Source organism: Xanthomarina sp. (assembly GCF_035306605.1).
GTDB lineage: Bacteria > Bacteroidota > Bacteroidia > Flavobacteriales > Flavobacteriaceae > Xanthomarina.
In genome coordinates this window covers 1-11,313 of sequence record NZ_DATGNR010000063.1, presented here as the reverse complement: position 1 = coordinate 11,313, position 11,313 = coordinate 1, and the positions used below count along the sequence as shown (strand labels likewise).

The window sequence follows — 11,313 nt, the reverse complement described above, 5'->3', positions numbered from 1 at the left end:
CTGAGTAGAAAAGAGAGGGGATTTACAATGTTGACGAAGTCTAAAGCTTCTGCGTGTATATTAACCTTAATCCTCTCTTTTGTTCTTTCTGATTTATCCTTAAATTTAAGGAATTGTAAACTTAAGCCGTGTATAATTAATGGCTAGTCCTCGCCTACTTGCGAAAATCCTCCCAAATTTTCTATTCAGTATTTATTTGCTAACTTAAAATACACACAACCGGAACCTGCCATTTAACAAATCAAGATGCCGATAAGAAAAACAACAATAATCATAGCTATATTTTGCATTGTAAAATTATCGCTTCATCTGATTGCTGACTCAAATTCAGGATTTCAAGGGGACGAATTATTGCACATAGAAACAGGAAATTACCCAAGTTTTGGATACATGGAGTTTCCTCCGGTTATTGGCTGGCTGGCTTTTATCCAAAATCAATTTCATTCCCAGTCTGTTTTTGTACATCACATCTTTACCCACATTGCCTCATTTTTAATTTTAATTTTAATTGCACTTTCAACCCTTCAACTGGGTGGAAAATCAAAAGCGGTTTTTATTGTACTACTTTGTGTTTTAACGGCTCCTGCCTTCGGACGTGGACATCAATTATTTCAACCTGTAGTTTTTACCCATTTTTTCTGGTTGTTATCGTTTTATCAATTGGTCAGGTTCATCAAAACTCTTGACAAAAAATATTTACTTTACTTAACAATCTGCCTTAGTTTTGGGTTTCTCACAAAATATGATATACTTTTCTTTATAGCAGGTCTTTCTGGTTTACTACTAATCAAGAGTACAAGAACATCCATTTTACAAAAGGACATTTGGAAATATATTCTCTTGTTCATTATTCTGATAACTCCAAATGTTATATGGCAATACAAGCAAGGGTTTCCGGTACTTGATATGTTCTCACGACTTTATGAAACACAATTGGATAAACTGACAATACTAGGGGTTCTTGAAAGTATTATTATATCCTTAAATCCACTAACATTGTTTTTTTGGATGGGCGGCTTTATCTATATGTTTAAAACAAAGAACAATCCTAACTATTTTCGTCCAATCGCGTTGACTATCGTCATTTCCATATGTCTCATGGCGTTAAACAAAAGCAAAGCATACTATTTTTATCCCGCCATGATTACTTTGCTAATATTCGGAAGTATTTGGTTTGAACAAAAAATCTTATCAAAACGCCAATGGATCTTATATCCTGCAATCGCTCTTCTTGTTGTTTCGGGTCTCGTATTGATACCATTTGGCTTAGCTGTTCTGCCCTTGGATACATTTATTAAATTCGCGGCAGTAGAAAAGAAGGACAATCGTTACGAAATAGAATACACCGAGTATTACTCGAAATCAAAATGGGAAGAAACTATGGGCGGACTTAAAACCGTTTATGATAGCCTACCTATGAACGAAAGAAAAGATTGTTTAATTTGGGGCAAACATTATAGCCAGGCAGGCGGAGTAAATCTTTTTAGGGAAAATTATGAATTGCCCAAAGCGTTTTCATACCATGGGAGTTTCTACCTTTGGACTCCAGAAAAAGGCGAATTACCTAAAACGATTATAGCGTTTTCAAACGGAGAGGCTGGAATAGATTTTTTTCAGTCTTTCTTTAGATCGGTTGTGGCGGTAAAACAAATTTATAACCCCTATGCTGATGATGAAAAAGATTTGTGGCAAACAATATATATTTGTAAAGAACCAATATTGAATTTTGAACAGTTGCGAACTGAATTTAAAACAAGGATTTTTGAATAGCTATGCAAACAAGACGGCAGGTGGCAATGTATAAACGCAATAGCGGAATAAGTGATAAACCAAAGTAAATGCAAAAAATTAAGGTCAGAAATAAACCGTAAAGTTCGTGTCTAAACCCATCTACTAACTTATATTGGACCGTTTCTCAACATCTACAAAGCTGAACGCTAATTTAAACCGAACAGAACACTTAAAATAAAACAGATATGAAATTTTACACATCAATACCTAAAGGTCTAAAGCCATATTATACAATAGAATTGGAAAAATACCGAACCGAATGCTCAAACGGAAACTTAAAAAGTGCCTGGAATCACCTGGAAAGAGCTCATATAATCGGACAAAAATATCCGTATGCTCATACTTTTGTGCATTGGAAAATGTTGCAATTCGGAATTAAAATCAAAAGCAGTAAAGAAATTATCGGACAAATTCCACGTCTGATTTTCGGAGGTGTGAAATCCTTTGTTGGAAAAATTCCTGTTGGAAACCCTGGAGGAGCAAATGTCCCACCTTTAAAACCGTTTCCTATTGAAAAAGAATTACAAGATATTTTTGCGAAAGCTGGAATTAATTTAATCTGAAAATAAAAAACGTTGGCCAACATCATATATTATTTATTGTTAGTCCTAACCTAGCACCTGAAAAAGCCCTCACCAATTTCCTGTTTTTTGTTTATTTCCTAACTTTCTCAATGAACCACGCAACACACAAGTACAGCAAACAATAAACAAAACCATTATTACCCAACATTTGAGAAAAACCTTAAGAAAAAAAACAGACTCTTTAGTCTGCTTTCTAATGCCAAAAGAGAGTATTCCTTTTGGCTCTCATTAACAAGTTTTGACTCTCACTAACAAGTACTAATTAATAGCATTACCAAAGATAATTGATTACTAGGACACCCTCTTTCACATTTATATACAAGATTTACAGAAATCACAGATTTTTAAAACAAAAAAAAGAGACCAGTTTGCTCTACAACTGCTCTCTTTCCAATTAACCCTTATCAATTACACCTGTCTTAACAACAAGCTTCATGATTAGTTTTTAAAATACCTATAATTTCTCCTCGGTTTTTATCTAACCTAGTTTCCATTCTTTTGAATAAATCTGTTTCCTTACCTGTTTCGTATTTCACATCTTCACTTGTAAGTTTTGGATATTTTGTTCTTAAAGCACTAGATTGTTTTTTCCAGTCACCTTTTACTTTGAAAAGCTCTCCTGCTTTTTTTCCATCTGCATTGTGTTTAGTGTCCATAATTATAAAAGTTTAAATAGCACTTAATTGCACTTTTACAAAGTTGGGCACTTATTACTAATAAGTTGTTACACAACGAAATAAAACAATTACATATATTACAGATTTTCCAAATTCCTTTTTCGCTTTTCACCTATTTTTTTATAAAAAGTCGGCCGCTGTCCTGTTACTTTTTTAAACTGATTCGATAAATGAGCTACACTACTATAATGCAACTTATAAGCTATCTCTGTAAGATTTAACTCATCGTAAAGTATAAGTTCCTTAGCTCTTTCTATTTTATGCTTAATAATAAAATGTTGAATAGTAACACCTTTAACTTCAGAAAACAAATTGGACAAATAGGTGTAATCATAATCCAATTTCTCACTTATATAATTTGAATAATTTACTCTTGGAACTTCTTCAGAAAAGTGTATCATTTCAATAATTACATTCTTAACCTTATCTACAAGAATACTTTTTTGATCGTCCAATAATTCTAATCCAGACTTCGCTAAATTTAATTTCAGTGTTTGCTTTATTTCATTAGTAATGCTTTCTTTTATTTCAATCATGCCAAGTTCGATAATCGTACAATGTAAGCCTAGTTTTTCCAGCTCCAACTTGACCATGAGCTTACACCTTAAACTCACCATATATTTAATATAGAGTTTCACTTTTATTTTGAGTTATTGTATATCCCCAATCACCTAAAGATAAGCTATATAAAAATTTAATTAGACAATAAATACAAATAAAAAACATTGAGCACCAAAAAACGAAGCTAAAAAACTAGCTATTTTAAGCTAATCTTAAAACCAAACGCAAAACACAATAAAGCTCTAGTAGTAGCATGACTAAATTACCCATAAACACCAAGCCAACCACCTTCAAAAAGGATCCATCCGCCATCTCCTGCCCTTTCTCCAATCAGCCAATATCAATTATATCTGACCCCCGCGTCCTCAATTAAAACTACACAACTCTAAACAGTAACCTTCCTGCCTAACAAAAAAGTTAGATGTTACAATAATCCATTCAAATAAAAAATTCTTGCCCAATTTAATGTCAATAGCATACGTTAACGGCTAAATTTATTTAACATAAGTTATTGATTTTAAGATAGTATTGGCAATGTTTAAGTATTAAATCTGTATACTATCAGTGAACAATTAAAACAACAAACTTCATGGGAATAATTAAAGATAGAATCAAATTCAAAAGAACAAAAGAACAGACCAATCCAACAAACCCAACTGGCAATATCAACCAACTAAACAAAGAGTATAAGGTTGATAAGCCAACCATAAAAAAACAACAAAACGAAAAATGAAAATCACTAAAAAAAAGACATATAGCAATCCCATAGATAAAAACATAAAAGGGATTAAAAACCATAGAAAAATAGCTGATTACTTACAGATTGCAGCAAAAAATCATCTAGAAGCAGCTAAGCATCATCAAGAGGGAAATCATGAAAAAGCAGCACAAAGCACCATAGTTGCCCACGCCAATTTTAATCTTGCCGATAAAGCGCAAAGAAAAGATATAAATCAACATGCTGTAGACGGTTAATTCTTTATAACATTTATTAAAAACAAAGAAAATGGAATCTCAAAATAAAATTAATCATAAAATCCGATTAACAACAATAAAAATTCAAGAGGAACATCCTGAACTGATTAAATACTTAAATGAAATACCCAGGGACTTCATATCCATTGACGAAAAAGGAATAGATAACAAAGCCTTAAAAGACTATTTAAATTCCCTAAATCACTTATTAGAAACGTATGCAAAAAAGCATTAAAAAACTACAAATATGATAATCCAAATAAATACAGACAAAACCATAAGTGGAGAAAAAAGAATAAGCAATTTTTTTTCTTCTCAAATTGTAGAAGCATTAAAAAGGTTCGAATCTCATATTACTAGAATTGAAGTTCATTTGAAAGATGAAAGCGGAAAAAAACACGGGACTAATGATATCACTTGCCTAATAGAAGCTAGATTAGAAGGCAGAACCCCTATTGCTATTACCAATCAAGCAAACACAACGGATATAGCTATAACTGGTGCTATTGATAAAATAAAAACCTCTATAGAAAGTATTCTAGGAAAAATTCAAAAACACTAAAACCCAACATCATGAAAACAAATAACAATTTAGGGATATGGATGGATCATGCAACTGCTAATTTGATAGATCTAAATTCGAAAAAAGAATCTCGCACAATGGTATCAACATTTACTTCAGAAATCAAGGAAGAAGCCTTAGATCGAAGCGAAAGTCTAATGCATAACAAAAGACAACAAATGCAAGAAAAATTTTATAACAAAATTGGATCTCAAATTTTAAAATATAAACATGTACTGCTATTTGGACCAACAAATGCAAAAGTAGAACTACATAATTATTTGAATAACGATTTACATTTTAAGAATATCAAAATTGATATAAAATCATCAGATAACATTACGGATAATGAACAGGTAGCTTTTGTGAAAAATCATTTTGAAAAAATATAAAATTCTAATAGCAATTATACAACCAATTTAAAAATGATTAAATTATACGAAACTAATGGAACTAATAGACACTACAGCTAACACCGTTTGCAATGAATGGCCTTGTTCTAGTATACTTACAAAAACAATCGCGACACAAGCAAAGCGAACTGGCAAAGCAAACCACATAGAAACACGTTAGTAGTACTATGACTTAAACCCAATCTGAATCTTCCAAAGTAAAGATTTCGCTAATTTCAACTTCAAAAATTTGAGCTAATCTCAAAGCTAAAACTGTTGACGGAACATATTTTCCTAATTCCATGGCATTAATTGTTTGTCTACTAACTTTTGCCAATTCAGCTAATTCAGCTTGAGTAATATTCTTTTTTGCTCTTTCTACTTTAATACTATTCTTCATAATCAGCTGATTTTTTTAGTTTGGAAATTTGCCAGTTAAATCTAATTATGAAAAACATTAGAACTATGAACATATTGAATATGCAACCACCTCCCCTCTTACCAAGCAAAAGGTAAACCATAACAGCCTCCACAAAACAGCAGATTCACGAATACCATAACATAAAATAGAAGTGAATGAGTAAATCTGCACAAGAAAAGCCATTATAAAAAAACCAAACACAAAACGTTGTGAAAGTTTTAGCTTGATCCCGCATACTTCTAAAAATCCTTATAGTTTTCAACTTGGTGTGTACTTGCAAAGTTAACTGCTAACCCACGCAACTACTCATAGCCGAGACCGTTCAAACTCCCCACAACCCAAAACCCGGGCCAATCCTAAATAAAACCACAGTATTGCTTTTTACTAAAGGAGCCAGTATTCATATTGGTATTAAGCCTATAAGCGCCTTCTGTACCAAATCAAAAATTATCATATAGCACTTAAAACTAGAAAAAGCAAATCCCCACAATTAAATAATTATCCCTAAAATTCAACATCAAAACAAACCAAACACAAACAAAACATCCATATAATAGGAAGAAACTCCCTAAGTATTTTTCTCCATTGTTAACATAAAAGAAATTCAATAAAAAATCCGGCATTACCCCCCTAACAATTAGAATATAGAAGTAAAAAACCTAGATACATTCTAGAACTTACATAGAGTCTTTTTTTTAAGATTTTAAAAATTCTATTAAATAATATTGTCAACACTACCAACATATTATTCTTTATCAAAAATCTAAATAGAAAAAGCACTTATAAAAAATAGCTCTGTTTTCTAGTATATTTTTTCATTCAACTCTCCCTCAAACCATTGTTCAGCCTCAGGATTCAGGCAAAATAGGTCAGCATGAAAAAACTTATCTCTTTATGTTTTTAATATTCAAGTCGTTAATAATTATTATTTATATTTAGTCTAAATAAGTTTGGATAAGTTGTATTGCATATTTACATTTGTGCCTTTATTTAAAATCAATCTAAATTATTATGCTTAAAAATATAAGTTTATTTATGCTGTTTACGATGCAATTATCGTTTGCCCAAAATAAAGTCAGTGGTACCATTAGTACCGAAAAACAAGAAGCTATTCCGTTTGCTACTGTGCTTGTTAAAAACACCACAACAGGAACTTCAGCTGATGAAAATGGGTATTATGAACTTCATCATTTGAGCCCAGGGGAGTATTCTATCCATGTGTCTTCTGTTGGATATAAGTCTTTAATAAAGAAAATTACGTTAAATGGTAAGGAAGATTTACAATTATCTTTTCAATTAGTGGAAGACTCACAATTAGACGAGGTAGAAGTGTTTGGAAGTCGGTTTACTCACCCAGATAAAATTGAAGCATTAACAAGACTACCTTTAGCTCCTTATGAGCAAATTCAGAGTATTTCTATTATTTCTGATAAATTGATAGCGCAACAAGGAAACCTAACGATCTCTGACGCTACAAAAAACGTTCCTGGAGTGTACACTTTTGCCACCTATGGAAATAAAAGAGAAAGTATGTCTTCTCGCGGTTTTAGAGGGATTCCGATACTAAAAAACGGCGTACGTGTACATTCTGACTTTAGAGGGGTTGGTGTATTAACCGATATGCAAGGAGTTGATAATATTCAGGTGCTAAAAGGTGCTGCATCTATCACACAAGGTGTAGCTACAGATTTAGGAAGTCCAGGTGGTGTGGTGAACCTAGTAACAAAAACACCTAAATACGTTTTTGGTGGTAATGCAGATTTACGTATTGGAAGTTACGGACAAGCAAGAACTACTTTTGATGTGTATGGACCATTAGTAGAAAGTGGTAATGTGGCTTTTAGAGTGAATACCGCCCTAGAACGTGCCGATAGCTATAGATCTATGCTGTCTTCAGATCGCTTTTATATCAATCCTTCTTTAGAATGGAAGCCAGATGATAAAACAACCTTCACTGTGGAAATGGATTATTTTGAAGATAGCCGTACCCCAGACCTAGGAACGGTAAACCTTGGTGAAAATGACGAAAACCATATTTACGATTTGCCGCATGATGTTTTTCTAGGTTTTGAAAACGATAAGTCTTTAACTACCAATGCCACATTCTCTATCCGATTTAGTAGAGAACTTAGTGATAAATTAAGCTTAAAAGCTGCATATTACAAATCTAATTTAGACTTAGATGATAAAGGGGCAAGCTTAGGAAATGTTATAAAAGATACTTCAGGAACACCAATTTATAACCAACGAAATCGTGGCTATTCCGCTTCTACGAGAAAAGACAATAATAGCGTGATGCAATTTGACCTTATTGGTGATGCTATTAAAACCGGTAGTATGTCACACACTTTCCAAGTTGGTTTTGATTATCGTACTACAAAGTACAACACATCTTCTATGAGTGTATCTAATATAGATACTATCGATGTATTCGCAAGCAACAACCATAAGCTCCCTAACGATATGGCATTTCCAGAGGCTACCTTATTAGGTGCTCAGTCTAAAGCTTTTGGTTTTGTAGCTCAGGATGTAATCACTTTCAACAAGTATATTAAAACTTTTTTAGGTGCTCGCTTTAGTAGAACGCAAACTATCACGGCTACGGAAACTACAGAAAGCAACGCCTTTAATCCTTTAGGTGGACTTATCCTTAGCCCATTTAAAAATATAAATGTCTTTGCTTCCTACACCAATAGTTCCTATCCAAGAACAGCTACACGGTTAGATGCCAATGGTCAGGAATTAGGTAATGAGCGTTTTGATCAGCTAGAAACAGGAATTAAAACCAACTGGCTAAACAATAGATTACGCTTTAACCTTACCTTCTTTAAAATCAATAATAAAGACATCAACCTTCCTGTTTATGACGAAAACTGGGTGGCTACAGGATATTACCAAAAAGGAGGTAACGATGAGCGTAAGGGAATTGAGGTAGAACTTAGTGGTCGACTATTAGACAACTTAGAAATTATTACAGGATATTCATATATAGATGCACAGTATAAAGAACATACTTCATACGTATATGGTTCGGCCCCTTTAAACACGCCAAAACATACTTTTAATGCCTATGCTAATTATAGTTTTAAAGAAAAGCTAGACGGACTTTCTTTAGGTGCTGGACTGTACTTTACTGGCGAAAGACCAATAAACGATTGGAGTTCTGGAGCCATTACTCACGAAGGTATCGTACCTAATCAGAAGCCTTTTAATGTAGATGCCTATACACAAGTTAATTTGCAAGCGGCTTACCGTATAAACACACATTGGAACTTTAGATTTATACTAAATAATGTGTTTGATGAAGTAGGATATAACGCTTATAGAACAAGTTATATCAACCAAACAGATCCTAGAAATTTTGCGGGAGTTTTAAGCTATTCCTTTTAATTCAATTAGTCTAAACAAAGCGTAGTCATTAAGATTACGCTTTATCATGTTAATGCACTCTATGAAAAATAAAAACACATACAGTTTTAGAAAGTTTACAAACGACCTGCACTTATGGCTAGGTCTCGCTAGTGGCATCATCTTGTTTATCGTTTGTTTTACGGGAACGATTTTAGTATTTGACACAGAAATAAAGAATTTTTTTGCAGAGGACTTTATAGTCGAAGCAAAGGCTGAAAAACATAAAATTACGGACTTAACTCAAACTTTAAAAGAGACTAAAAAGGTACATGTTACAGGAGTGAGTATCCCCTACAAGGATAACGAGCCCTATACTTTTACTGTAAAAGAAGACTTAAAAGAGCGACGTGGCACAAAAGTTCTTGTAAACCCTTACACCAAGGCTATACATAAAAGTGAAAAAACAAAAGTAGATGCTTTTATGTTTACTATGTTTAAGCTACATAGATGGTTGTTGTTAGATATTAGTATTGGTAGACCTATTGTTGGCATTGCCACTATTATCTTTTTATTATTATCTATTTCCGGAATTGTACTATGGTTCCCCAAAAAGATAAAATGGAAAAATATAAAACGAGGCTTAAAAATAAAGACAAAAGCGAATTGGAAACGAGTGAACCATGATTTACATAATACTTTAGGCTTTTACGCTTCTATCTTTTTGCTTATTATGGCTATAACAGGCTTATGCTGGTCTTTTGAATCCTATAGAGATGGCTTGGGGCAAATTATAGGTACAAAGATTTTTGATAGATCTGCACCAGAATTTTCCTTAGAAAACAAAACGGATATGGAAGCTATTTCTTATGATGCAGCCGTCGCTTTAGCTAATAAAACACTAAATTATCCTGGGGAGCTTTCAGTAAGCTTCCCTAGCACTAAAAGTAATTACTATAGTTTTAGAAAATATGCTGAAGAAAATTGGTCGCCTTCTATTTCAGATAAAGTTTATATAGATACTTATGGGCAGCTGTTAAAGGTAGAGCTGTTTGACGACAAACCATGGAACCAACAAATAGCATCCTTAATTAGACCTCTACATATGGGAGATGTTTTTGGAACGGTTTCAAAAATCATTTACTTTTTAGCATGTCTTATAGCCACAAGCCTACCTGTAACAGGTACCATTATATGGTTAAATAAGTTGAAAAAGAAGCGAAAAAGTTAGACTCGAAAAGGGTAATTCTCTTTTATTTCAGTCTTTCTAAGTCTCGCCTATTGAGAATACCGTTTTCTTTACATTTGGGGTGTATTATGATAGACATGTTTTTAAGGCGTGTTGACTAGTTCTTAGCAAACCTATTTATATTAAGTACTCTCCATGAATTTCTTACTGAGAGATTTATATCGTTAAATTAGCTCTACCTCAATAGGTTATTCTTTTAAGATTATTTTTCTTACTAAGTAATATCTCATAAAATTCATTTAACTTTGGATTATGATCACATAAGTTGGATATACACAATAGTTTATATCCCAATGTTCAAACTCCCCACAACCCGAAACCCGGGCCGAGCGTTAAGAAAAGGTACAGTGTACCTTTTTAGCGAAGGAGCCAGCCTGCGCAAAGGCAATACAAAAAAGCAAAACCCCTCTGCCTTTTGTGTTGTATAGTTTATCCTGAGTCTAGTCGAAGGGCTCCCCAAACCAATAAACATTTAAAAATCCTATATTTCAAAAAACGTAAATTCCTACAATCAAAATTATTTTAGCTAAATTACACACAGAAACAACTAACCAACCATATCCAAAAAAGGATATATAATATACATAAACTCCCTTGGGTGTTTATACAATTGTTAGTGATATATTAAAAAAAACAGATAACTCAATAGCTTAATACAACAGTCGGAAATTCGAAACAGCGACTTAAAATCTGAAAGTAGATAACAAAACATTTAAAAAAAATTATGAAAAAAATTTTAAGTTTATTTTTTGC

12 protein-coding genes are annotated in these 11,313 nt (G+C 32.9%); 9 read left to right on the top strand and 3 right to left on the bottom strand.

The window, feature by feature from the left end; all coding sequences use genetic code 11:
* Nucleotides 1-246 precede the first annotated feature (246 nt).
* Both VKY41_RS09310 and VKY41_RS09305 read left to right on the top strand, forming a co-directional pair.
* Nucleotides 247-1,770, top strand: coding sequence for an ArnT family glycosyltransferase (locus VKY41_RS09310; RefSeq protein WP_500814175.1), 1,524 nt, complete (start codon nt 247-249; stop codon nt 1,768-1,770).
* 206 nt (nt 1,771-1,976) lie between these two features.
* The gene (locus VKY41_RS09305) at nt 1,977-2,354 is read left to right on the top strand and encodes a DUF3703 domain-containing protein (protein ID WP_500814174.1); all 378 of its coding nucleotides are present in this window, start codon (nt 1,977-1,979) and stop codon (nt 2,352-2,354) included.
* A 440-nt stretch (nt 2,355-2,794) separates the two neighbouring features.
* Here VKY41_RS09305 and VKY41_RS09300 read toward each other — a convergent pair whose 3' ends face one another.
* Nucleotides 2,795-3,031 carry a hypothetical protein gene (locus tag VKY41_RS09300; RefSeq protein WP_500814173.1) on the bottom strand — a complete coding sequence of 79 codons (237 nt, stop codon included), beginning with the start codon at nt 3,029-3,031 and terminating at the stop codon, nt 2,795-2,797.
* A gap of 98 nt (nt 3,032-3,129) precedes the next feature.
* Nucleotides 3,130-3,669, bottom strand: a complete 540-nt coding sequence (locus VKY41_RS09295) for a helix-turn-helix domain-containing protein (RefSeq protein WP_500814172.1) — start codon at nt 3,667-3,669, stop codon at nt 3,130-3,132.
* 533 nt (nt 3,670-4,202) lie between these two features.
* On the opposite strand from VKY41_RS09295, the gene VKY41_RS09290 reads away from it, so the two are divergent.
* The 5 genes from VKY41_RS09290 to VKY41_RS09270 are packed head-to-tail and all read left to right on the top strand — an operon-like array spanning nt 4,203 to nt 5,542.
* Nucleotides 4,203-4,346: a hypothetical protein gene (locus VKY41_RS09290; protein ID WP_500814171.1), complete on the top strand. Its 144-nt coding sequence runs from the start codon at nt 4,203-4,205 to the stop codon at nt 4,344-4,346.
* Nucleotides 4,343-4,588, top strand: a complete 246-nt coding sequence (locus tag VKY41_RS09285; protein WP_500814170.1) for a hypothetical protein — start codon at nt 4,343-4,345, stop codon at nt 4,586-4,588. The genes VKY41_RS09290 and VKY41_RS09285 overlap by 4 nt, the downstream gene beginning before the upstream one ends.
* A 31-nt stretch (nt 4,589-4,619) precedes the next feature.
* A complete protein-coding gene (locus VKY41_RS09280; RefSeq protein WP_500814169.1) occupies nt 4,620-4,823 on the top strand; it encodes a hypothetical protein in 204 nt (67 codons plus the stop codon).
* Nucleotides 4,824-4,835: 12 nt separating this feature from the next.
* Nucleotides 4,836-5,150 carry an HPF/RaiA family ribosome-associated protein gene (locus tag VKY41_RS09275; protein WP_500814168.1) on the top strand — a complete coding sequence of 105 codons (315 nt, stop codon included), beginning with the start codon at nt 4,836-4,838 and terminating at the stop codon, nt 5,148-5,150.
* Nucleotides 5,151-5,161: 11 nt separating this feature from the next.
* Nucleotides 5,162-5,542, top strand: coding sequence for a hypothetical protein (locus VKY41_RS09270; protein WP_500814167.1), 381 nt, complete (start codon nt 5,162-5,164; stop codon nt 5,540-5,542).
* 193 nt (nt 5,543-5,735) lie between these two features.
* Here VKY41_RS09270 and VKY41_RS09265 read toward each other — a convergent pair whose 3' ends face one another.
* Nucleotides 5,736-5,942: a helix-turn-helix transcriptional regulator gene (locus tag VKY41_RS09265; RefSeq protein WP_500814166.1), complete on the bottom strand. Its 207-nt coding sequence runs from the start codon at nt 5,940-5,942 to the stop codon at nt 5,736-5,738.
* Between the two features lie 1,032 nt (nt 5,943-6,974).
* Between VKY41_RS09265 and VKY41_RS09260 the strand changes: the two genes are divergently transcribed.
* Nucleotides 6,975-9,353: a TonB-dependent siderophore receptor gene (locus VKY41_RS09260; protein WP_500814165.1), complete on the top strand. Its 2,379-nt coding sequence runs from the start codon at nt 6,975-6,977 to the stop codon at nt 9,351-9,353.
* Between the two features lie 61 nt (nt 9,354-9,414).
* Nucleotides 9,415-10,542, top strand: coding sequence for a PepSY-associated TM helix domain-containing protein (locus VKY41_RS09255; protein WP_500814164.1), 1,128 nt, complete (start codon nt 9,415-9,417; stop codon nt 10,540-10,542).
* The last annotated feature ends 771 nt before the right edge of the window (nt 10,543-11,313 follow it).

What these genes read in the sequence shown, in the direction of transcription:
- VKY41_RS09310 (WP_500814175.1), top strand. Translation starts at nt 247, where the DNA reads ATGCCGATAAGAAAAACAACAATAATCATAGCTATATTTTGCATTGTA.
- VKY41_RS09305 (WP_500814174.1), top strand. Translation starts at nt 1,977, where the DNA reads ATGAAATTTTACACATCAATACCTAAAGGTCTAAAGCCATATTATACA.
- VKY41_RS09300 (WP_500814173.1), bottom strand. Translation starts at nt 3,031, where the DNA reads ATGGACACTAAACACAATGCAGATGGAAAAAAAGCAGGAGAGCTTTTC.
- VKY41_RS09295 (WP_500814172.1), bottom strand. Translation starts at nt 3,669, where the DNA reads ATGGTGAGTTTAAGGTGTAAGCTCATGGTCAAGTTGGAGCTGGAAAAA.
- VKY41_RS09290 (WP_500814171.1), top strand. Translation starts at nt 4,203, where the DNA reads ATGGGAATAATTAAAGATAGAATCAAATTCAAAAGAACAAAAGAACAG.
- VKY41_RS09285 (WP_500814170.1), top strand. Translation starts at nt 4,343, where the DNA reads ATGAAAATCACTAAAAAAAAGACATATAGCAATCCCATAGATAAAAAC.
- VKY41_RS09280 (WP_500814169.1), top strand. Translation starts at nt 4,620, where the DNA reads ATGGAATCTCAAAATAAAATTAATCATAAAATCCGATTAACAACAATA.
- VKY41_RS09275 (WP_500814168.1), top strand. Translation starts at nt 4,836, where the DNA reads ATGATAATCCAAATAAATACAGACAAAACCATAAGTGGAGAAAAAAGA.
- VKY41_RS09270 (WP_500814167.1), top strand. Translation starts at nt 5,162, where the DNA reads ATGAAAACAAATAACAATTTAGGGATATGGATGGATCATGCAACTGCT.
- VKY41_RS09265 (WP_500814166.1), bottom strand. Translation starts at nt 5,942, where the DNA reads ATGAAGAATAGTATTAAAGTAGAAAGAGCAAAAAAGAATATTACTCAA.
- VKY41_RS09260 (WP_500814165.1), top strand. Translation starts at nt 6,975, where the DNA reads ATGCTTAAAAATATAAGTTTATTTATGCTGTTTACGATGCAATTATCG.
- VKY41_RS09255 (WP_500814164.1), top strand. Translation starts at nt 9,415, where the DNA reads ATGAAAAATAAAAACACATACAGTTTTAGAAAGTTTACAAACGACCTG.